Raw genomic sequence first — 24,312 nt, forward strand, 5'->3', positions numbered from 1 at the left:
TCATTTATTCGTAGAGATTCATCCAACTGATGCAATATTTCAGGTAATTAAAGCATTTAAAGGACGCTCATCTAATTACCTAAGAAAAGAGTTCCCAGAATTAAAAAAGCTACCGTCACTTTGGACTAGCAGCTATTTCTTTTCAACTGCTGGAAACGTTGCTGCTGATACTATAGAAAGATATATTAATGACCCGCATCATGGTTGAGAATATTGGAAGCGGTTAAAACCGCACGAGTAGGCTTTCCCCCGCGCTCTAAAGAGACGCGGCTCCCAGCCTTCCCGCAATCTCCTGGTGGACAACGTTCTTCTAGACAAGATTTTAAGGTTTTGGGGTCAAATAAAATTGGCAAAAAGTGAATACTGTTCACTTCTTTAAAATAGAACAAAATGGGAACCGGATTCCAGAATATTCGCCAATTTTGCCATTCTTGGTAAGGAAAACGCTTAATTAACTTTTCGCCTCTATAAAGATCAAAATCAGTAGGGGTAAATAGAAAGCGCAGTGTTACAGCTTGCAACATCAAAAACAAACCCAATAGCGTTAATATTCCTCCCACCCAAGGTTGTACTAATAGGACGGGAATAGCGACCAAGACTAAGACAACAGGAATATTGTAACTTGGCTTGAGTTCTACTGTTAATATGATGTTAGGTGTGAATGAACTATGCAAAATCTTTTTCTCCTGTTTCTATAATTCGTAATTTTTAATTACTCTATTTTGCCTTTTGCCTCTTGCCTCTTGCCTCTAAAATCACTTTCCTGGCGATAATCCACTACCGGGACCTTGGAACATTACCCAAGATAAAAAGAAGTTGGTAATAAATATAACTAATAGGGCTGTGACAACAGCAGTTGTAGTTGATTGTCCTACACCTTTAGCACCGCCTGTGGTAGTCAAGCCCCAGCTACAGCCGATAATGGCGATTAATACACCAAAGCAACAGGCTTTAATCATGGCGTTACCAATATCCCAAATATCGAGAAAGTCCCGGGCTGAGTCTAGAAATACTGTATCGGAAAGGTTGTAAATATGGGTGGCTATGAGCAATCCTCCAGACATTCCTGTGATTAAGGATAGCAAAGTTAAGACAGGTAACATGATGAAGCAAGCCAGAAGTCTGGGAATAACTAGATAATCAATGGGATCTGTTTTTAACATTAACAGAGCATCTATTTGTTCTGTAACTTTCATTGTGCCGATTTCTGCTGCGAAAGCTGAACCTACCCGTCCTGCTAAAACTACTGCTGTCAATACGGGGCTAAGTTCTCTGGTTAATGCTACTGCTAATACGCCCCCAACGAGGTTCCCTGCCCCGAAGTTGATGAATTCCCGTGCTACCTGAATTGTGAATACTGCACCCACGAATATGGCTGTTAATAGGGCAATGAAGAAAGAGTCGGGTCCGACTATTGCCAATTGTTCTAGGGTGTTACGACGGTGAATTTTACCTTGAAGGAGGTGAAATATGACTTGTCCACCTAAAAAGGTCGCAGCCAGCAAGCGCTGACTCCATGTTCCTAAACTGGATTTGGCCATTGGTCACTGGTGGTGGGGGATAGAATTAACACTAGACAATATGCAAATTATTAACTTAGTTTACGGCTAGTCTCATAAAATTGAGCGAGTTTTTACAGTGGTTTTACTTCTAGTAAACTGCATACTGAGATGTAAATCCTGATTTTTTCAAGGTTTTACAGGTTTTAAACCTCAAAAATACCCAATGCACTTGGGGTAACTACTACCAGTGCAATTTAATGAAAACTTAAGATTCTTGACGAAATGAATGTTTGGGGGCGATCGCCAGTATTGTAGAGGTTGGCAGATAATTTTTCGGTTATCTCTCAAGTTACCCACTACCTCGGTCTGATTATGACTATATTTAGTAACTTTTTCCGATCTTTAGTGCTTACCACCATTTTTAGTTTTCTCGTCCCTGTCTTCCTCGTTGGTGGTTTGTTCTTGGTTTTATCACTTTTTAGCTATGTCCCTGGTCTACAAGGGATAATTTCGGATGTCTCTATGCAAATTCTGCATTTTCTCGCTACTTTCGGCAGTGGTAGTTCCCTCAACGGTCTATTTACGATTAGTTTAACTTGCGGCTTTGTTGGGGCGCTATTTGATATCTATGTTCATTACCGTTATCAAATTCTTCATACCGATTCTTGAATGTTGTCAAAGCATTTAAGCCATGTTGATGATTCAAAGAATCCCACAATGAGTAATCTTAATAATTGCGATCCATAGCTGAGTATTTCTATATTTACTGGAAGCTATTGGCTCTGTGCTGGAGATTTCTATTTTTTAAGGTCGTTATTTTCCCAAATTCTCGTGTAGTGCAGTGACACAACACAATAGGGTTGAGATGGGTATACTTGTGGTGAAGGCTAATATTTTTTAATACTTGGCTCTTGTTCCTTAAAAATACCAAATAAAACTACATATAAAATATAAAAATTTCCTTAAGCTTTTTAATAAGAGACTTCCAAATAAAAAAATGTCCCAAAACTTATGCAGAAATTCTCTCTCTGTGTACTCTGTGCCTCTGTGGTTCGTTTCTTAGGATAATTTATTTCTTGGAAGTCTCTAATGATTCGGGTGATATAGCAAGAGTTACCGAGTCAGGGGTTAAAAATAAAATTCTTACCCTTGTCTTTGGGACTTTTCCCAATTGGATTAGAGTTGACACTCCCTGGTCTAAGGGACTTCCAAGAAATAAATTATCCTGATTAACGAACCACAGAGGCGCAGAGGACACAGAGGAATAAGGGTTTGAGAGATTTTTGCGTTAGGTGGTTGAGTATTTTTTTATTTGGAAGTCCCTAAAGACACGGGGATTCTTGGTTCAACGAGACTACATAAGTGCTTGCCCCAAATATCGGGGTAGGCACGGGGGCGCTACCCCTACAAATCAAGACTTTTTTCGATTTGGACAAGGTATTGTTTATATAATCAATTTTGCCTACTTGTTTAGAACCCGTTAGGTTCGCGCTGGGCGTTCTATATTAAAGATATTCAGAAGATTAAAAAGTTATTTGATTGCCCATGATTTGGCCATTTAAGCCCAACTTTCGGAAACAAATTGCGCGGATTGAAGTTAGCGGTGCGATCGCTGGTGCAACCCGTAAGCACGTCCTAGAAGCATTGAAGACTATAGAGGAAAGTAAGTTTCCGGCTTTACTGCTACGCATTGATAGTCCTGGCGGTACAGTGGGTGATTCTCAAGAAATCTACAGCGCACTAAAGAGATTAGCCAAAAAAATCAAGATTGTTGCTAGTTTTGGGAATATTTCCGCTTCTGGAGGCGTTTATATTGGTATGGGTGCAGAACATATCATGGCGAATCCAGGCACGATTACGGGCAGTATTGGGGTAATTCTGCGGGGGAATAATTTAGAGGTGCTATTGGGAAAAATTGGTGTTTCCTTTAAGGTCATTAAGTCAGGACCGTACAAAGACATATTAGCTTTTGATCGGGAATTAACAGAACCGGAACAAACTATTCTGCAAGACTTGATTGATTGCAGCTATCAACAATTTGTGGAAACGGTGGCTGAGGCTCGTTCATTAACTGTGGAGAGGGTCAAAAGTTTCGCTGACGGCCGAATTTTTACCGGACAGCAAGCCTTAGAATTAGGTGTTGTAGACCGCTTAGGAACAGAAGAGGATGCAAGACGATGGACAGCGGAGTTAGTAGGACTTGATCCTGAAAAAACTCTTTGCTATACGCTAGAAGAACGGAAACCATTTTTGAGTCGTGTTCTGCCGGGAAGTCGTCAAGCTAAATCGGTTATTGGTGGGGGGATTGATTGGCTAGAATTTGAAATGTCTACGAGTGGTTTACCCATGTGGTTATATCGTCCATAGAAAGTAGGGAACAGGGAACAGGGAACAGGGAACAGGGAACAGGGAACAGGGAACAGGGAACAGGGAACAGGGAACAGGGAACAGGGAACAGGGAACAGGGAACAGGGAACAGGGAACAGGGAAGAATTATTACAACTGACAACTGACAAATACAAAAGGAGGATTTTGGTAGTGAAATGGCAAATGCGAGCAATTCGGGGTGCAACAACTGTTGCAGAAAATAGTGTTGAAGCAATTCGAGATTCAGTGACAGAATTATTAGATGAATTGGAGCAAAGAAATAAACTCCAACCGGACGATATGATTAGTGTGACTTTTTCAGTGACAAAGGATTTGGATGCTATTTTTCCAGCAGCGATCGCCCGCAGTCGTCCTTTGTGGGATAGTGTAGCTATGTTAGATGTCCAACAAATGCACGTTGAAGGAAGTTTACCGCGCTGTATTCGCTTTCTCATTCACGCTAATTTACCAACTTCTACGCCAATTCACCACGTTTATTTACGTCACGCTGCTAAATTGCGTCCCGATTGGAGTTTACCCCAAACGTTACAAACTTCACAGCAGGTAGTGGAGACGAAAGTTTAAAATTAGCTGGTCAATAACATAAGTAAAAGTTAGCGCTAAATGAGCTATTACAGTGGTGACGCGGCTGCTCAACCTGCTACTATTGGTGGGAGTATTTTCACTCATCAGGGTACTGGTGTATGTGTAAAGTTAGATGCTTTTTTGGATATTCTTACCAAAGGTGAAGAGCCGCTTGTCATTGTCACCAGTGAAGGTTATTTTACGAAAATATATAAGTATGTAACTGCGTATAAGGGTTTTGTGTTTTTCACAGAATCCTTGGATAAATTGGATTTTGGTAGCAATATTGAGGTGATTTACGCTCAGAGTTTAGGAACGAATATTTGATTGTCTAAACTATGATTTGTGTGATTAATTAATCATCGTCTGAACTATGATTTGTGTGATTAATTTGATTTTTCTGATTAATTAATCATCTCAATCATCTAAATCAAAAAAATCACAGTTTAGACAGTTTGGACATTATTCAGATGCTAATAACTCCCGAATGACGCGAGTTACGGCTTTCTGGGTGACGCGAGTGGCAATTTGTTGACTTAAAAGTTGGACTCCTGGATTAACAATGATTTGGGCTAATTGAGGAGCAAATTTTGTGGCATCAAAGCCTTTAGTATCTCGTAAAATTCCCGCAATGCGTTTAATATATTCTAAGGTCTGTTGTTGTTCAACTGAGGCTGAAGGAATTTGATGAACTGCGGTAATTCCTACCTTTTCTCGAAGTACATAAGTGAAGTTGTGTAAGGCGTTTTTACTGACAGCATCTATACTGTTGAAAAATTCATCAACTAATCTGTCACGAATAAATGCACCTCGGTCAGAAGAGAGAAATTCTACTCCTTGATTAACGACTAAGTTCAGATCATATTCTTGGTTGCTGCGGGCATTTTTTAGCAGGTTTTCTAAACGATTCCAGCGGAATTTCCCATCTTTAAACAGTAATTCTTGTAATGATGTTCTTAACTCGTTTGCGGGATCTGTTAACAGCCTTTTAGCAACATAAGGATAGGCTTCACTAAGAACTTTGAAATTGGGATCTATATAGATTGCAATTCCTTCCAAAGTCACAAGCGAACGAATAATTAAGGCGTAATATGGGGGAACACGGAAAGGATATTCATACATTAAAGCCGATAAATCATCGGTGATACTTTTAATATTCAAATCCGCGACACTTGCACCTTGGGCGTTAGCAAATACTTTGGCAAAAGCAGGAATAATGGGAGTTAGGTCTGTTTCGGGAGTGAGGAATTCTAGCTTTACATAGTCTTTTGCTAAACTATCAAATTCCCGATTAACGACGTGGACAATTGCTTCAATTAAACCATAACGTTGGGCTGGTTTCACTTCGCTCATCATGCCAAAATCGAGATAAGCTAATTTACCATCCATTGTCGCTAACAAGTTACCTGGGTGGGGGTCAGCGTGGAAAAATCCATGTTCTAATAATTGACGCAAAGAACATTGGACTCCAACTTCAATTAAATACCGGGCATTGATTCCTAAAGCGGCGATTTTTTCGGGTTGAGTTAATTTGATGCCGTTAATCCACTCCATCGTTAAAACGCGACGGTTGGTGTATTCCCAGTAAATTTTTGGTACATAAATATCCTTCATGTGACCATATAATTCAAAAAAGCGTTCTGCATTTTCGCCTTCATGAATATAGTCCATTTCTTCAAAAATGCGATCGCCTAACTCATCCAAAATTCCGACTAAATCACTACGTACCCGCTTGAGATTCCGCTGTACCCAAGCAGCCAGTTTCCGCAAAATATACAAATCTATCGTAATTCGTTCCCGTAAATCTGGACGTTGGACTTTAATCGCTACTTCTTCCCCAGTTTTCAATCTGCCTTTATATACTTGTCCCAAGGAGGCCGCCGCAATCGGTTGTAACGAAAATTCTGCGTAAATTTCTGACGGTGTTGCTCCCAATTCTTCCTGAATAAATTGGTAAGCTATTTCATTAGGAAAAGCTGGTAATTGATCTTGGAGTCTAGTTAATTCTTCTAGGTAAATTGGTGGGACTAGATCTGGTCTAGTGGATAAAGCTTGACCAATTTTAATGTAAGCTGGTCCTAGCTTTGTTAATAATTCTCTCAGTTGAACAGCGCGACGACGTTCATTTTTAACCAAAATTCTCCATTGCTTATCCCACCATAACCCGAAGACAAAGGCAAGAATTGGTTTTAAAACCGTTAGAATCCGCCGGATAACTTGTAGGAATCGCTCACTATACTGTGCTGCTATTTCCACAGGATCATACAGCACCGACTCCGGTTCAGATCCTGTCCTCACTTTGTGCCTTGGCTGTTGAGAAGCCTGCGCCGATTTGATTACTACCGTCTGTGTACTTTGTTCTGCTACTACCTCAATCACGGACAATTCGCCTCCGCGACTGTCCTCCTGACTTGTTCGAGAACTAGGGGGAAGTGTCTTAACCATCATGAAGAAGCCACCAGTTAAATCAACGTTGTTAAATATTGTAACAATATCTTGTCTTTTCGGGATATATTCGCAAATTAGAAATTCTTGCTGCTAGTTTTCTTGTTAACAGCCGAGTTTTAGTATATTTAAGTAAAGTATAGCGCAAATAGGTACGTCTGATGACGCTTGTGCAAGAATTACAGACGACTTATTTGTTTGGCTTCCACACCCACCCCGAAATGATAGCGTAGGGTGGCGTTAGCCATATTTCCGGGCTAATAGTCAAAGTTTACTAAAGTAAACTATAGACTTATGGAGATTTTTAGTCATCTTCAGATGACTTCTGCTATGAGACTGGGAATTCATTCCCAGTTGGGTTATGGGTTTTACGTTATACTCAAAACGGTTGGGACATGGACTTTTATAAAATCACGAAAACCCTAGATTTGTAGGGGTTTAAGTAGTGAGACAGAATTAATTACACAATGTCATTGCGTTAGCGCAGCGTGGCATTAGCCATATGGAACGAAGTGAAATGAAGCAATTCCAAGGGTTGTGATTGCTTCCCTTCCCTCGCAATGACTGTAAATATTTTTGTCCAATTACTTAACAATGCTCATTGGTGTCAACTTAACGTAAAATCCATAGCCTGGGAATGAATTCCCAGTCTCATAGCAAAAGTCGTCTCAAGACGACTCAATAACTAGAAAATTTTTGAACTTGTTTAGTTTACTAATGTTTTACCCCTCCCTAACCCTCCCCTTCTAAAGGGGAGGGGACTGGATTTTTAACTGGTTATTGTTGATATCTAAAAGGACAAAATAAATCGGCATCAATAATGTTATTGTTCCAATCATCTGGTTTTCTTAACCAACAGGTAAAATCGCCTATTCCCTCTTGCCTATTCCCTCTTGCCTCTTGCCTATTCCCTTCCCACAACGACAATTTTCAACGCCAACCTACTTAATTTGTTTGATGTCGTTGATTAGCGAATTCATGATGATTGACAAAATTGAGAATATTAATATAATGATTTTATAATAAAAATATAAATTTCCTCATAAAAAATGATTAAACATCTGCAAGGAAAAATAGCATTAGTCACAGGTGCTACCAGAGGAATTGGTAAAGGAATTGCAATTGGATTAGGTGAAGCTGGTGCTACAGTCTATATTACAGGACGCACTCTTGAACCTAATAATGATGGTCTTGGTGGGAGTTTACAAGAAACTGAAACCGCCGTTATAGAAGCTGGTGGGGTTTGTATTCCCGTGCAGGTTGATCATAGTGATGATGAGCAAATTCGCCAACTTTTTGCCCGGATTGAGAGAGAACAAAATGGTCAATTAGATATTTTAGTTAATAATGTTTATGCAGGAGTACAAGCTATTAGAGAAGGCTTTGGTAAAACTTTTTGGGAGTTAGAACCGAGTTTTTGGGATGCTGCGAATCATGTCGGTTTACGAAGTCATTATGTGGCTAGTATTTATGCTGCGAGGATGATGACAAAGCGGAAAGAGGGAATTATTTTTACTATTTCTTCTTGGGGCGGAATGTCTTATATTTTTAGTGTTCCCTATGGTGTAGGCAAAAGTGCCTGTGATAGATTAGCCGCAGATATGGCTAAAGAATTGAAGGAGGATAATGTGACTTCTTTGGCTATTTATCCGGGGATTGTCGGTACAGAACAGATTACCAGTTTTGCTAAAGAACAGAGTTCAGAAGATGGTAAATCTCTATCATTTGGTGATAGTTATAATTGGGAAACACCCTTATTCACTGGGAGGGCGATCGCTAGTTTAGCTGCTGATGCTAATATTATCAAATATACAGGTAAAATCCAAATTGTCGCTGAAGTTGCCAAGAGATATGGATTTGTAGATGAAAATGGTAATCGTCCTGCGTCTTTACGTTCTTTGAGGTTTATTTTACCAAGGCAAATACCTTTTTTAAGAAATTATGCTGGGTTAATTCCTGATTTAACAATACCTTGGTTAGTGATTTTATTCTTTAGGGACTTCCAAGAAATAAATTATCCTGATTAACGAACCACGGAGGCGCAGAGGACACAGAGGAATAAGGGTTTGAGAGATTTTTGCGTTAGGTGGTTTATCGGTTGTCAAGAGATTGCTTCCTTTCACTCGCAATGACAACTCATGCAGCACAGGTTTATTAGAGACTTCCAATCAAAAAAATATCCCAAAATTTCTTGTGGTGCGGGACGAATTGCCCGCTAATCATCAAGGACGGGCAAGGATGCCCATCCCACAAAATTGGATCATTTTTTTTGTGGAGTTCTCTTAGTAAATTTGGTTAAGTACAAATCTAGGAGATAACCCTAAACTTCATGTTGGATTAAATAACCGTCCTCCATGTTGATAATTCTATCAGCAATATCTAAAATGCGGTTATCATGGGTAACAATTAAAATTGAGCAATCTTGTTCTTTTGCTAATTGCTGCATTAAATTAACCACATCTCGTCCTGATTTACTATCTAAAGCAGCCGTAGGTTCATCGGCCAATACTAACTTAGGATGACTCACTAAAGCGCGAGCGATCGCCACTCGTTGCTTCTGTCCCCCAGAAAGATCAGAGGGATAATAATTAATTCTATCTCCCAATTTCACAGCATTAAGTATTGCTTCAGACTGAATATAAGATTCCCATTGAGAAATATTAGATTGCAATTCTAAAGACATTTGTACATTTTGCATAGCAGTTAAGAAATCTAGTAAATTATGAGCTTGAAAAATATAACCAATTTGCCTACGTATTTGAACTAATTCTTCATTACTAGCATTTAATAATTCTTGTCCACTAAATTTTAAACTTCCCTCTTGGACAGAACGCAAACCACCGATTAATGTTAATAGAGTAGTTTTTCCTGAACCAGAAGGTCCAGTCATAATGACAATTTCTCCAGATTTGATCGTCAAATTAATATCAAATAAAGTTTGAGTTCGTAATTTACTATTACCAAAGTAATGATTAAGATTTGTGATTTGTAAAATATTAGCAGAATGTGAATATTGCATAAGTGGGTGAACGGTAAAAAACCGAAATATGTAACGAAAAGTAAAGTTGCTTAAGAGGGTGTTTGAAAAGTCATGATTGCTGGATCAAATATTTTACCCCACCCTAACCCTCCCCTTGTAAAGGGGAGGGAACTAATTTTTCCGGTTTCCCCCCAAAGCATCGGGGGGATTTAGGGGGGTAACAATGTGATGAAAATTACGGGATACCACTTTTCAAACAACCTCTAAAACCTCTTCTCTGTTCCCTTGTCATAATGACAATTTGTGGTTAATTAAAAATTTCTGCTGGATCTACCTTACGTAATTTATTAGTAGAAAAGAAACCAGAAGTTAAGCACATAATAATCACAGACGTAAATACTAATAAACCCTTATTTATATCCATAACAATTGGTAATTTAGTTGCATCTTTGGCAATATCATATAGTCCTAGAGAGATAGCAAAACCGGGAATATAACCCAAGACAGCTAAAATTATAGCTTGCTGAAAAACAACATTCAAAAGATATTTATTTCTAAATCCCATGGCCTTGAGTGTAGCAAATTGGACAAAATGGCTTGATATATTACTATAAAGGATTTGATAAACAACAATGACACCAACAACAAAACCCATCGTTACCATCAAATTAAACACAAATCCAATCGGTGTTCTTAATGTCCAATAGCTTTTTTCAAAATCAATAAATTCTTGGCGAGTCATCACTGTGACATCATCAGGTAAATTAGCAGATAAGGTTGCTAAAATTGTTTTTGGGTTAACATGAGGTTGCAGATTAATTGAGCCTATATCTAGTTCATTTGCTCTGCGTTCTGGAAAGATTCTAAAAAAAGTAGAAGAACTGACTATTAAATTACCATCCACACCAAAAGAAGGCCCAAGGGTAAATAACCCACTAACTTTAACCTTGTAACCAACTGTTCCTAAATAACTAAATATCTCCATACTGATAGGTTTATTTTTCTGGAAATATTCAGCAATTGGTCCAAATTCTGGACGTGCGGCTCGGTCAAAAAATACTTGATCAGGAATTTTGAGTAATTGAAAATCTTGATCTATTTCGGGTAATCTAAATATGGATTTAACCGGATCAAATCCCAGGACATAAATAGGATATTTGCGACCATTGAGAGGATTTTTCAGTTTAGCAAATTGGACATATAAAGGTTCAACTGATTCAATCCCATTAAAACCTAATATCTGATATAAACGACTGCGAGGAAAACTTTGAGTAGAAGTCAAGGATTTATATTGGGAGCTAATTAAAAACAAATCACCTCGAAGATGTTTATGTACTTGAGTCGCACTGGCATAAAGAGCATCTTGAAACCCAATTTGCATAAACATTAAAACAGAAATAAAAGCAATACCCGCTAATGCTACAAGAAAGCGTACTTTTTGCTTTGCTAATTGTAGCCAAGCTAAAGGTATATTTAAAATCATATTTTCTCCTATTTCCTATCTCATCATAGGATTTCAAAATACCCATTAGTCATCATCCCCATCAAATTAATTAGACAAATTACAGTTCAGGCTTATATCTGAATAAGTGCCTGGACTTGTAAATTAGTTAAATTAGAAACTCGTTGATTATCTGCTAATTTATCAATGCGAATTTTTACATCAACTATTTTATTATCTGTATCTGAACCAGGATTAGTGTTAAAGATATTTTGTCTGCCAACTTGTAAACCAATATCTGTAACTGTCCCTTGTAATTTTCCTGCGAAAGCGTCACCCGTGATAGTTGCTGATTGACCTAAACGAACTTTTTTAATGTCAGTTTCGTAAACTTCTGCAACTACATACATTTGTTGAGTTTGTCCTAGTTCTAATATCCCTTTATTGGCAATTATTTCTCCTGGCCAAGCATTAATTTTTAGGACTTGACCATTAATAGGTGAACGAATATAACTTAAATCTAACTCCGCTTGAGCTTGTTGAACAGATGCGATCGCACTTTTTACATTTGCTTGAGCTAGTTGCACATCTGTAGGACGAATTTCTGCAATACTATTAAGTCTAGCTTCAGACTCACTTAACTGTTTTTGCAAAGTTTCTACAGTCCGTTTCAGGTTAGCATTAGCTTCATTAAGTTGTTCTTGCACAGTATCCCTGCGTAATTTTTTAGTATCTGCATCAGAAGCAGAAATAGCACCATCTTCATATAATTTCTGATATCGTTTATTTTCGGTTTCTGAATTTTTTAGTTCAGCTTCTAGACGAGCAATTGTGGCTTTTTGGGTAGAAATTGATCCTCGTAATTCCACTTCTAAACGGGAAATTGCGGCTTTTTGAGCCGAAATATCACCTCTTTTCGCCCCTGCTTCTACTTGCTGAAGATTCGCTTGACTGACTTCTACTTGTCGTTTTGCTTTTTCTAAAGCTGCAAGATTAGGAATATAACTATCAAGAATTGCTACTACTTGTCCTTGACGAATTTTGTCTCCTTTTTTCACCAAAAGTTGATTAACTCTTATCCCTGTCTGAGAATTGGGTGCGGAAAGACGAATTACTTCTCCTTGGGGTTCTAACCGTCCTAAAGCAGCAACAGCAGTAATGGTAGGTGCAGAAATAGGGATAATAGGAGATATTGTAGAAGTTGATTTAGAATGTTTCTGAAAATATGAAAGGCTATAGAGAGATATTAGACTAGTAGCTATAACTCCAGAACTTGCTAACATTATCGGCCACAAACTCACAGGTTTTATTAATGAGTGCTTTTCTTTGTGTACCATGATTTTGTCTTTTAAATTAGGAAATATGACAGTATTTCTGATTCTCAATAAGAACCAGAAAAGTCCCTATACTTGATAACATCTCTTGACAACCTTATATATGATCCAATATCCAAAAAAAATACTATTGATCAAGAATTATTTACTCAGTTGATTAATTACCCATTACATAAAATATTTAAATGCTAAAATTTTGATAGGTAATGGGTAATCAGTTACTGACTATTACCAATTACCAATATCAAAAGTTTATTTATTCAGCACGACCTCTTTCTCTTTTTTCTTCCGCATAATTGCCAAGTATTCACTCCGTGTTCCGTCAACTCGATAGTGATCACAAATTTGACAAAGTTTGAGAAGATCCAAACGACTGAATATTTTTTGATGCTCAATAGCGTTGTCATTACGCCACCGCCAAAATGTTGTTCTATCAATTCGACGATTGCTTTCAGGCCATCTTCTCCGTGATAGAAAATCTACTAATTCATCTTCATGAAATGAGTAACCTTTTGGTAATTTGAGGAGGTCTTCTCGTAACTCATTCAGCGGGATGAGTGGATCTAATTCAGATAGTCTCATGCCAGCAATTCCTTGTAGTTTTGTAATTCCAATATTGCAGAAGCCAAATAATGCAATAAAGTTTAATTGACTAATTTAATGCTCAAAGACCGCTTTAAATTCACAGTCTAAATTTCCCTGATTTAATAATTTAGGTTAAACTTATTTTTTGGGAATTTCAACCTATATGCAACTAATTGTTTCATAAAACCTTATTTGTCGCACTATCTTAGATTTGTAAAAATTGCAAGCATCAAATTATTAACTCCTTGTATAGATTAAGAATTACTGACCTTTCATTATCTCAAACTTTAGAATCAATTTGATAGAAAAATATTTTTTTAATTCTTTAGATATATTTGGTAGTGACTAATTTTACAAAATATAAAAAAATCTTTCTGGAGATAGATGCAAATATTCACTATTTGGCATTAGAAACTAATGAACAATAATTACATATTCAAAATCCTATATCAAATCTTTTACCCCTCCCTAACCCTCCCCTTATAAAGGGGAGGGAACTGGATTTTTATTGTTTCCCTTCTTATAAAGGCTACGGTGTACACACAAGTTATCGAATCACCATTATTCCTCAAATTACCCCACCCTAACCCTCCCCTTATAAAGGGGAGGGAACTAATTTTTCCGATTTCCCCCCTTTATAAGGGGGGATTAAGGGGGGTAACTTAACTTGTGTACGATAGCTTGTAAAGGGAAAAGGGGGTAACAATGTGATGAAAATTATGGGATATCACCTTTAAAATATCCTCTCAGGGAAAAATAAAATCTTTAATAAATTAAAACTAGGGATATGCAATCTATGTGCAACTTTGGTCAAAATGGCTAAAACTTAGATAATAATTTATGTATTGGATAAGCAAACACATTTTGTAGATAACTCTATCAATTTTACATTTGCAAGACTTTTATGAAGTTGCACATAAATTGCTTATGAGTTGCAATAGAGTTGTCACCAAACTCAGATTAATTTTGGCAAAAATTAATTTATAGACTACAGGATTAATTAGAGGATTCCATATTAAGCCGCCAGAGTATTCATCAATAATTAACGCAAAAAAAGATTTCAATACTGTTAAGGATGAAAGTCAATATTTACCTATACTAAATTCATCTAAGACTGTATAGAATCATAAGATATCTGAATTCATCCGTATTTATCTGCGGTCAATTACTCTTGAAACTTTAACTCCATATTACCTGCTCAAAAGAGCAAAATATGATCATGGCTATCTCCCAGTTTGAAACTGCTTTCACACAGTTAAAAGATGAAATTATTAACTGTGAAAAGTCTGTACTCAAGATGATAAAAGTGAAAAAAAATATGCCTGAGACTACAAATATGAAAAATGAAATTAATGCTAAATTGCGAACAACTGATGTCGCAATTGTTGGTATGGCTTCTATTTTTCCCCAGGCGAAGAGTTTGCAAGAATACTGGGAAAATATTGTCCAGAAAGTGGATTGTATTACTGATGTTCCTGCGTCCCGTTGGCATATAGATGACTATTATGATCCTGATCCAAAAACACCAGATAAAACCTATTGTAAGCGCGGTGGTTTCTTACCAGATATTGATTTTAATCCTATGGAATTTGGCTTACCTCCCAATATTTTGGAGGTGACAGATATTTCTCAATTACTCGGTTTGGTAGTAGCAAAAGAGGCGTTAGAAGATGCTGGTTATGGTGCATCTCGACAATTTAATCATGAACGAACAGGAGTAGTATTAGGAGTAGCAATTGGTAGACAATTGGCTGTTCCTTTAGGTGCAAGATTGCAAGATCCACTTTGGAAAAAAGTTCTCAAAAATAGTGGTTTATCAGACGAAGATAGCCAGAAAATTATTGAAAAACTCAAAAGTGGATATGTGCAATGGGAAGAAAATGCTTTCCCCGGAATGTTAGCAAATGTGATTTCTGGACGTATCGCTAACCGTCTGGATTTGGGGGGAATGAACTGCGTAGTTGATGCAGCTTGCGCGAGTTCCTTGGGTGCATTAAGGATGGCTGTTAGCGAATTAGTAGAACATCGCGCCGACATGATGATCACTGGCGGTGTAGATACTGATAACTCAATTTTCGCCTATATGTGCTTCAGTAAAACTCCTGCTGTTTCTCCAGGGGAAAAGGTAAGACCCTTTGATGCTGATGCAGATGGAATGCTATTAGGTGAAGGCGTGGGAATGTTGGTACTTAAACGCCTAGAAGATGCTCAACGAGATGGCGATCGCATCTATGCAGTCATCAAGGGCGTTGGCAGTTCCAGCGATGGTAAGTATAAAAGTATCTATGCACCTCGCGCCGAAGGTCAAATAAATGCTTTAAATCGAGCATATACAGATGCAGGAATTTCTCCTGCTAGTATAGGTTTGATTGAAGCACATGGTACAGGAACGATGGTAGGAGATCCTACAGAATTTACATCTATTACCAGCGTTTTTGGCGAGAATAACCCGAAAAAACAGCATATCGCTTTAGGAACTGTTAAATCTCAAATTGGACACACTAAAGCGGCTGCTGGTGCTGCCAGTCTTATCAAAGCGGCTTTAGCATTACATCACAAAGTCTTACCACCGACGATTAATGTCAGTACCCCCCATCCTAAACTGAATATTGAGAACTCGCCATTTTATTTAAATACGGAAACTAGACCTTGGGTAAGTCATCCTACTCAACCCAGAAGGGCGGGAGTCAGTGCTTTTGGATTTGGTGGTACGAATTATCACGTTGTTTTAGAAGAATATGAACATGAACATCATCACCCTTACCGTTTACACCATACTCCACAATCCTTACTGCTATTTGCCCCCACCCCTTCAGAGTTGTTATCTCGTTGTCAACAAATCCAACAACAATTACAGAATGAGAATAAAGAAAAATACTATCAACAATTAATTACTGATTCTCAAACCGCTAAAATTCCCGTTAATTATGCCAGAGTGGGCTTTGTCGCCGATGATTTAGGGCAAGCTGGGGAATTACTGCAAATTGTCATAGAAGGGCTGAAAAACAAGCCTGAAGCCAAATCCTGGGAACATCCGCAAGGGGTTTACTACCGCCAAAAGGGGATAGACACAACAGCTAAAGTAGTGGCTTTGTTTTCTGGACAAGGTTCACAATACTTAGAAATGGGGCGGGAATTGGTAATGAATTTTCCCTGCTTGCGCCAAACCTACACGCACATGGATAGCCTGTTGTGTGAAGACGGGTTACAGCCTTTATCAAGTGTAGTATTTCCTCAACCTGTTTTTGATGAAACAAAAAAGCAAATTCAGTTAGCAACATTGCAAAAAACTGAATATGCACAACCGGCAATTGGTGTATTTAGTGCAGGCTTATATAAAATCTTGCAACAAGCTGGATTTAAACCCGATTTTGTTGCCGGTCATAGCTTTGGTGAATTAACAGCCTTGTGGGTCGCAGGAGTGTTAAATGAAGAGGATTATTTGTTCCTAGTAAAAGCTAGAGGACAAGCTATGGCTGCACCTGCTAATCCCAATTTTGATACCGGAGGAATGTTAGCTGTCAAAGGAGATATTCATCAAATAACGGAAGTAATTAAAAAGTTTCCCCAGGTAGCAGTTGCTAATAAAAATTCTCAGCACCAAGTAGTATTAGCTGGTAAGAAAGAGGAAATTATTCAAGTCCAAGATATTCTCAAAAATCAAGGTCTTACCACTTTTTTATTAGGAGTTTCCGCAGCATTTCATACACCATTAGTATCTCATGCTCAAAAACCTTTTGCCCAAGCCGTTGAAAAAGTAAATTTCAACGAAGCCCAAATTCCTGTTTATACTAATGTTACAGGTAGCCGTTATCCTCAAGAACCCCACGCCATTCAAAAAATCCTCAAAGAACAACTGTTAAATCAGGTGTTATTTCAGCAGGAAATTGAAAATATTTATGCTGCTGGCGGTTATTATTTTGTAGAATTTGGTCCCAAAAATGTCCTTACCAATTTGGTGAAAGAAATTCTAAGTGATAAGCCACACATAGCTATAGCCGTAAATCCAAGTCATACCAAAAACAGCGACAAAACTCTTCGACAAGCCATAGTTCAATTGCAGGTAGCTGGATTATATTTGCAAAATTTAGATCCCTATCAAGTCGCAACTAAAATTCCCGAATTTCCCGCTAAAAAAGTTTTAAATGTCCGCTTAAATAGTACCAACATTACCGAAAGAACTCAAAAAGCATTTGCGAAAGCTTTAGAGAATGGTCATCATGTGGGAGTGGTATCTCCCCAACCAACAATTGACAACAAACCGCCAACTTCATTTAATGAGAATCATCAATTAAAGGGTGACAACAAACCGCCAACTTCATTTAATGAGAATCATCAACCACAGGGTAACAACGACCACCCAACTTCACTCAATGGTAAATTAGAACAAGTCGAAATCCAACCTGATAATCAGGGAAAAGTTATTCACAACTTAGAAAAAATTATCACAGAATTTAGCCAGCAACAACGAGATATTATCCACGTTCATGAACAATCTTTACACAATCAAACAGAATACACAAAGACATTTTCTCAATTAATGCAGCAACAGTATTTATTATTGGGAAATAATCAAACTACAGAACATCAATCCCAAACTCAACAACTAGCAATTTCCAACTCTGAACAGAACATGATGCGGTTTCATGATCATCAAGGTGATACCCTCCGCATTCATGAACAATATCTCAAATATCAACATGAATATACCCAAAATTACTTTCAACTTCTGCAAAAACATTTGCATTTACTGACCTCAGAAAATAAAGTCATCAACTTTGTAAATCATCCTCAAATTCAACAAGACTTAGAAAATGATCAAAAACCAGACTTACTGAATCAGAATATTTCTGAACCTCTTCCTCTCTGCGCCTCTGCGCCTCTGCGTGAAGAAAAAACCTTTGTAAATCATCCTCAAATTCAACAAGACTTAGAAAATGATCAAAAACCAGACTTACTGAATCAGAATATTTCCGAACCTCTTCCTCTCTGCGCCTCTGCGCCTCTGCGTGAAGAAAAAACCATCCCAAATATAGATAAAGCTACCCTTAGTCAAACTCTACTAAACGTTGTCAGTGATAAAACAGGCTACCCAGTAGAAATGTTAGAACTGTCAATGGATATGGAAGCAGATTTGGGAATAGATTCTATTAAACGGGTAGAAATTTTAGGAGGTTTATTAGAACTACATCCCGATTTACCTAAACCCAACCCCGAAGAATTAGGACAATTAAGAACCTTGGAACAAATTGCTGAATATATGCAAACTTTAGTTCCAGATATCTTAAATCAACAAGTAGAAATATCAACAGCAATTATTAGCAAAGAGGTATTAGTAGAAGTTCCCCAACCAGAATTAATTCCAGCCACACCCGTAGTTGAAGAACAGCAACAAGAAGGAGAAATTTTCCAAGATTTAAGCGATATTCTGCTAACAGTTGTCAGTGACAAAACAGGTTATCCTGTGGAAATGCTAGAACTGTCAATGGATATGGAAGCAGATTTGGGAATTGATTCTATCAAACGAGTAGAAATTTTAGGAGGTTTATTAGAACTATATCCCGATTTACCTAAACCCAACCCCGAAGAAATTGGAGAATTGAGAACTTTAGGCGAAATTGCCACTTATATGCAGCAACAAGCCCAGAGAATTCCTAATTTATTGACTGAAGAAATAGTAGAAGATATCACAATCACATCTGTACCAAATATCCGCCGCAGTATTGCTAAATTACAGCAACTTCCCACACCAGATAGTTTAGAATTTTCTCTTTCTGAAAATCACATTGCATTAATCACTGATGATGGTTCTTCCACCACAGAGAAATTAGCAGAAAGTTTGATAGCGAAAGGTTGGAAAACTGTAGTTTTAAGTTTCCCCGGTGTCGAGTCAAATGTTAATGCAGGTATCAATAGAGTAGTTTTAACGGATTGGAATGAAGACAGTTTACAACAACAGTTAAAACAGATTGCTGATAATTATGGGACTGTAGCTGCATTTATTCACCTTCACCCAGCAACATCATTAGACATAGATAAATCTATTCTGCGTCATGTCTTCTTAATCGCTAAATATCTGAAAGAACCACTCAACGCAGCCGCCAAATTTGGACGCAGTTGTTTTATTAGCGTTGCGCGTTTAGATGGTGAATTTGGATTAGGAGAAAGCCATAATTTTAGTGCAATTTCTGGAGGATTATTCGGACTTAGCAAGAGTATTAATCAAGAATGGGAAAATGTATTTTGTCGTTCCCTTGACTTAAATCCAGACTTAGATCCAGAAACATCTGTAAAAAATATCCTCGCAGAAATTTATGATGCAAACTTGTTAATTCAAGAAGTAGGATATAGCAACAAAGGTAGAGTTACTTTAATTGCAGATTTTAGCCCATTACCAACTACCAATTCTGCAAGAGAAATTACTAAAGATCAAGTATTTCTCGTGAGTGGTGGTGCAAAAGGAATCACAGCCCAATGTGTCATAAAAATCGCCCAACAATATCAATGTAAATTTATTCTTTTAGGGCGTTCCACCACAGAAGTTGAACCAGTTTGGGCAGAAAATTGTGAAAATGAAGCAGAATTAAAACAGCGAATTTTAGAAAATTTTCAAGCCCAAGGGGAAAAACCAACACCGATAATGGTACAGAAAAAGTATCAAATTATTTCCTCACAGCGAGAAATTCAAAATACTCTGAAAGCTATTGCAGAAGCTGGAGGGGAAGCAGAATATCTGAGTGTAGATATTACTGACACAGTATTACTAGAATCAAAACTTGCAGATGTAATTGAACGTTTTGGGGCGATAACAGGTATAATTCATGGTGCAGGAAACTTAGCTGACAAGCGCATTGAAAAGAAATCAATTCAAGATTTTGAAAATGTTTATGCAGCTAAAGTTAAAGGTTTAGAAAATCTCCTGCGGTGTGTACCAGCAAGTCAATTGCAATATTTAGTTTTGTTTTCTTCCGTAGTGGGATTTTATGGAAATGCAGGACAATCAGATTATGCCATAGCCAATGAAATTCTCAACAAATCAGCCCATCTAATTAAACATAATTACCCTAACTGTCATGTTATGGCTATTAACTGGGGACCTTGGGAAAGTGGCATGGTATCATCAGAATTAAAGAAAGCTTTTGCAGCCAGAGGAATTGAAGTTATTCCCGTAGAAACAGGAACACAAATATTAGTTGATGAACTAACAACGGCTAATCAAGGCACAGTTCAATTAGTGATTGGTAGTCCATTAATTTATGTTCCTGCAACCTTATCAAATGATTTAAAAACCTATCGGATTAAACGCCGATTAACATTAACAGAAAACCCATTTTTACAGGATCATGTTATCGCCGGTCGTCCCGTACTTCCTGCTACCTGTGGGTTATTATGGATGACTAATGCTTGTGAACAACTCTATCCTGGATTTACAGCCTTCAGTTCTCCCAATTTCAAAGTTTTAAAAGGCATAGTTTTTGGTGAGGACTTCGCAAGTGAATATATTTTAGAACTTCAAGAACTTGCGAAACATGAAAATCAGGAAATAGAATTTGCTGCTAAAATTAGTAGTCAGACACCAGACGGGAAAATCCGCTATCATTTCAGCACAAATCTAATTCTCAAAAGAGAAATTCCCACACCTCCAAGTTATGTAAACTTGAACTTTAATCAGGATGAAAACTTTCTCAAAACCAATCAAGAATTATATCAAGTAAATGCTTCTAGCCTATTTCATGGATTCACATTTCAAGGCGTAAAATCAGTTTTAAATACCAGTCCTAGTCAGATAACCATTGAATGCTGTTTACCAGAACCAACTACACAGCAACAGGGACAATTTCCGGTGCAAACATTCAATCCTTATATAGCAGATGTCCAGATTCATTCTCTCTGGATTTGGACACAACACTTTCATCAAGTTGGATGTTTACCATCAGAAATAAAGCATTTTGAACAGTTTGCAAAAGTCCCTTTTGGTGAAACATTTTATGTTACTTGTGAAGTCCAATCAAAAACAGAATCATCAGTAGTTACAGATGTGATTACCTATAACCGTCAAGGACAAGTTTATAATCGCATGATTGGTGCTAAAGGAACAATTCTACCTCGACAAATAGCCAAAGATTAGATTTTTTCACGCAGAGGCGCAGAGGCGCAGAGAGGATTTAAGGCGTTGCTGATTAAGGGTATGAATTTTAGTCTCACGCAAAGGCGCAAAGACGCAAAGGTAAGATTTTTAAAGGTTCAATTTGGAAATTTCATACCTCGATTCAGCAACGCCAAAATTAAAACTCTAAAACTTTGCGCCTTTGCTTCTTTGCGTCTTTGTGCGAAACATAATTAGGTTCAATTTTAAAAACCGGAGAATAATAATGAAATCAATTGCACAAAATCAAAAGTTAGCAATTGTCGGTATGGATTGTTTTGTTAGTAATTCACCAACATTAAATAAATTTGAACGTCTGATTTATGAAAGCAAGCAAAATTTAGTTACATCTGAAAATTATCAGCAAACTCCATTAAGTCGAGAATTAATCAATTCTGCTCTGGAAGATGCTAAAATTCAACCAGAAACGAAGATAGCTTTAATTATCATTTCTCCTACAGAAAATTCTGCTAAATTAGCTAACTATATCTCTGCTGAATTAGCATTTTTTGCCGAAGAAAATTCGCTTTTATCGGCTTTGGATGTCAGTCAAAAATTATTAACTACCCAGCAAGTTGAAGCTGTTTTAATTGTCGGCATAGACAAGAGTTACCCGATAGAAATTAATGAAGGTGTATATACTTTTAGTTATGACGAAAAAGCTGAAAATGCAATTAAAACAGCAGGTGCAGCCGCAGTAGTGTTACAACTGCATGAAACAGCCAAGCAACAAAATCATTGCATCTATGCAATCATGGATGGTTTCAGTGTGGTCAAACATTCTCCCAATCACCCGGAAACCATTACTCAAGCTTGTCAGGAGGCGTTTCAGATAGCAGATGTTAAAGCCGCAGATATTGGTTATTTAGAAGTGGTTGCTAGAGGGATTGCCAACGCAGATATAGCAGAAATTCAAGGCTTAATATCAGCCTATCATACAGGGGGAGAAAATCTGAGTTGTGGACTGGGTAGCGTTAAAGCAAATATTGGTAACACACAAGCCTCATCTGGTATATTTAGCCTCATCAAAACCGCACTTTGCCTATATCATCGTTATATTCCTGGTGTTCCCCAATGGTCTAATCCTAAACAGCCAGAAATTTGGCGCGGAAGTCCCTTTTATGTAGCGGTAGAATCAAAACCTTGGTTTTTAGAACCTGGTGCGACTAAAAGAGTGGCTGCGGTAAATATGATGGAAGAAAATAATATTTATGGACATTTAATTTTGTCAGAAGAAATCAGCCAAGTAGAACGCAGTAGTCAATATTTAGCAGAAATGCCTTATTATTTATTTCCTATTGCGGCTGATGATCGTTCTTCTTTATTAACACAAATTACCGCACTTCACCAAAGTTTCAAAGATGGTTCTTCCATATCTCAACTTGCTAATGATTATTTTCAAAAATATCAGCAATATAAACAATCAACTTACGCCTTAGCAATTCTCTCACGACATCCAGAAGAATTAAAACGAGAAATTGAAAGGGCAATTCAGGGAGTAAAAATTGCTTTTGCTACTGGGAAAGACTGGCAAACTCCTCTTGGTAGTTATTTTACGGTTAATCCCCAAGGGAAAAAAGGTCATGTCGCCTTTGTTTATCCTGGTTCTTTTACTTCCTATATAGGACTAGGAAGAAATATTTTTCGTCTTTTTCCTCAACTACATAATGATATTGTCATCAAAAGTGTTTATAATCGAGTCGCCAATATTGAAAAAATTCTCTATCCTCGAAGCATCAATAAATTATTAAGAAGACAACTAGAAAGCATAGAACAAACATTAATAGATGATCCCGTTTCTATGCTGGAATCAGAAGTTGGTATCGCCGGATTAATGACAGCAATTCTGAAAAACTATTTCCAAATTCAATCCCCATACAGCTTTGGCTATAGTCTTGGTGAAACTAGTATGATGTTAGCCCAAGGTATTTGGACTAGCTTTAAAAGTACGAGCGATTATTTGAACTCATCTCCTTTATTTAAAACTCGGCTATCTGGTCCTAAAAACGCAGTTCGTCAGCATTGGGGATTACCCTTAATTCATGAAGGTAAAAGGGAAGAATTTTGGAGTAACTACATTTTGATATGTTCCTCTTCCCTAGTGCAAGAGGTTCTAAAAAATGAAAATCGGGTTTATACTGTTTTAATCAATACACCTGAAGAAGTCATTATTGCTGGTGAAACTAAAGCTTGTGAAAGAGTTATTCAAACTTTAAAATGTGACGCTTTTCCCACATCAATTAATCATGTAATTCATTGTGAACCAATGCACTCTGAATATGATGAATTAGTAAAGGTCAATACCTTACCTATCCAAACCAATTCAAAAACAATTTTCTATTCTGCGGCAGAATACGCACCCATGAAAATTGATAGTCATTTAATAGGCAAAAATATTGCTAAAGCCCTTTGTCACCAACTTGATTTTCCTCGCTTAGTTAATCGTGCCTACAATGATAATGTCAGAATCTTTATTGAAGTTGGTGTTGGTAGTAACTGTAGTCGTTGGATTAGCGAAATTCTCAAAGACAAAGGACATCTAGCTGTATCCCTAAATAGAAGAGGTGTAGATGATCATACCTCGATTATTAAAGCCTTAGCCAAACTATTTAGTCATCGAATTGAGTTGGATTTATCACCTTTATATTCTTTGCCTAATATCAAATTTGCAGAAGATACTTCTTTATTAGATTATCAACACAAAATGACACCTATCCCTAATTATCAAAGTTTAAATAAAAATAATGCCCGTATGGCTAAAGCACACAACTTTTTATTACAGTCCCGGCAAACATCACTCCAACAACTTAGTCTCTTTCTCCAACAGCAATTAGACTTGTACAAAAAAATGGTGATACAAGCCAAAAAAGAAAAGTAAAAATGGCGTTGCTGATTAAGGGTATGAATTTTAGTCTCACGCAAAGGCG

The 24,312-nt window shown here is 37.4% G+C and carries 14 protein-coding genes and 1 pseudogene; 8 read left to right on the forward strand and 7 right to left on the reverse strand.

The genetic code is table 11. The features are described 5' to 3' along the window. A partial coding sequence (tnpA, locus tag AN486_RS19150) for an IS200/IS605 family transposase (RefSeq protein WP_290602079.1) occupies nt 1-208 on the forward strand: 208 nt, incomplete at its 5' end. An 88-nt stretch (nt 209-296) separates the two neighbouring features. Here the strand turns inward: tnpA and AN486_RS19155 are convergent. Both AN486_RS19155 and AN486_RS19160 read right to left on the reverse strand, forming a co-directional pair. Next, nucleotides 297-674: pseudogene (locus AN486_RS19155) on the reverse strand (DUF3119 family protein); the annotation flags it as partial. Between the two features lie 81 nt (nt 675-755). After that, nucleotides 756-1,541 (reverse strand): MlaE family lipid ABC transporter permease subunit, encoded by a 786-nt coding sequence (locus tag AN486_RS19160; RefSeq protein ID WP_039205142.1) that lies wholly within the window; start codon nt 1,539-1,541, stop codon nt 756-758. Between the two features lie 333 nt (nt 1,542-1,874). Between AN486_RS19160 and AN486_RS19165 the strand changes: the two genes are divergently transcribed. The 4 genes from AN486_RS19165 to AN486_RS19180 all read left to right on the forward strand — a co-directional run bounded on the left by AN486_RS19165 (nt 1,875) and on the right by AN486_RS19180 (nt 4,781). Continuing rightward, nucleotides 1,875-2,171: a hypothetical protein gene (locus tag AN486_RS19165; protein ID WP_071992797.1), complete on the forward strand. Its 297-nt coding sequence runs from the start codon at nt 1,875-1,877 to the stop codon at nt 2,169-2,171. 876 nt (nt 2,172-3,047) lie between these two features. Beyond that, entirely contained in the window at nt 3,048-3,869 is an 822-nt protein-coding gene (sppA, locus tag AN486_RS19170) for a signal peptide peptidase SppA (RefSeq protein ID WP_168636388.1), read from the forward strand. A 171-nt stretch (nt 3,870-4,040) separates the two neighbouring features. Continuing rightward, nucleotides 4,041-4,454: a chorismate mutase gene (gene aroH, locus AN486_RS19175; protein WP_027402669.1), complete on the forward strand. Its 414-nt coding sequence runs from the start codon at nt 4,041-4,043 to the stop codon at nt 4,452-4,454. 39 nt (nt 4,455-4,493) lie between these two features. Beyond that, on the forward strand, nt 4,494-4,781 hold the full coding sequence (locus AN486_RS19180; RefSeq protein WP_284083355.1) for a hypothetical protein: 288 nt from the start codon (nt 4,494-4,496) through the stop codon (nt 4,779-4,781). A 135-nt stretch (nt 4,782-4,916) separates the two neighbouring features. Here the strand turns inward: AN486_RS19180 and AN486_RS19185 are convergent, their stop codons facing one another. Beyond that, the gene (locus tag AN486_RS19185) at nt 4,917-6,902 is read right to left on the reverse strand and encodes an AarF/ABC1/UbiB kinase family protein (RefSeq protein ID WP_290602084.1); all 1,986 of its coding nucleotides are present in this window, start codon (nt 6,900-6,902) and stop codon (nt 4,917-4,919) included. A gap of 1,046 nt (nt 6,903-7,948) precedes the next feature. On the opposite strand from AN486_RS19185, the gene AN486_RS19190 reads away from it, so the two are divergent. Continuing rightward, nucleotides 7,949-8,926 carry an SDR family NAD(P)-dependent oxidoreductase gene (locus AN486_RS19190; protein WP_367142454.1) on the forward strand — a complete coding sequence of 326 codons (978 nt, stop codon included), beginning with the start codon at nt 7,949-7,951 and terminating at the stop codon, nt 8,924-8,926. Between the two features lie 293 nt (nt 8,927-9,219). On the opposite strand, the gene AN486_RS19195 is transcribed toward AN486_RS19190, so the two are convergent. The 4 genes from AN486_RS19195 to AN486_RS19210 all read right to left on the reverse strand — a co-directional run bounded on the left by AN486_RS19195 (nt 9,220) and on the right by AN486_RS19210 (nt 13,236). Continuing rightward, nucleotides 9,220-9,918 carry a DevA family ABC transporter ATP-binding protein gene (locus AN486_RS19195; RefSeq protein WP_053538003.1) on the reverse strand — a complete coding sequence of 233 codons (699 nt, stop codon included), beginning with the start codon at nt 9,916-9,918 and terminating at the stop codon, nt 9,220-9,222. 268 nt (nt 9,919-10,186) lie between these two features. Further along, nucleotides 10,187-11,362: an ABC transporter permease DevC gene (gene devC / locus AN486_RS19200; RefSeq protein WP_053538002.1), complete on the reverse strand. Its 1,176-nt coding sequence runs from the start codon at nt 11,360-11,362 to the stop codon at nt 10,187-10,189. Nucleotides 11,363-11,454: 92 nt separating this feature from the next. Then, entirely contained in the window at nt 11,455-12,657 is a 1,203-nt protein-coding gene (locus tag AN486_RS19205; protein ID WP_290602087.1) for an ABC exporter membrane fusion protein, read from the reverse strand. Nucleotides 12,658-12,906: 249 nt separating this feature from the next. Continuing rightward, nucleotides 12,907-13,236 carry a hypothetical protein gene (locus tag AN486_RS19210; protein WP_027402676.1) on the reverse strand — a complete coding sequence of 110 codons (330 nt, stop codon included), beginning with the start codon at nt 13,234-13,236 and terminating at the stop codon, nt 12,907-12,909. 1,222 nt (nt 13,237-14,458) lie between these two features. Between AN486_RS19210 and AN486_RS19215 the strand changes: the two genes are divergently transcribed. Both AN486_RS19215 and AN486_RS19220 read left to right on the forward strand, forming a co-directional pair. After that, nucleotides 14,459-21,367, forward strand: a complete 6,909-nt coding sequence (locus AN486_RS19215; protein ID WP_290602089.1) for a type I polyketide synthase — start codon at nt 14,459-14,461, stop codon at nt 21,365-21,367. Between the two features lie 244 nt (nt 21,368-21,611). Continuing rightward, on the forward strand, nt 21,612-24,263 hold the full coding sequence (locus AN486_RS19220; protein ID WP_290602091.1) for a PfaB family protein: 2,652 nt from the start codon (nt 21,612-21,614) through the stop codon (nt 24,261-24,263). Nucleotides 24,264-24,312 lie beyond the last annotated feature (49 nt).

This window comes from Anabaena sp. AL93, from assembly GCF_001672085.1.
Classification (GTDB): domain Bacteria; phylum Cyanobacteriota; class Cyanobacteriia; order Cyanobacteriales; family Nostocaceae; genus Dolichospermum; species Dolichospermum heterosporum.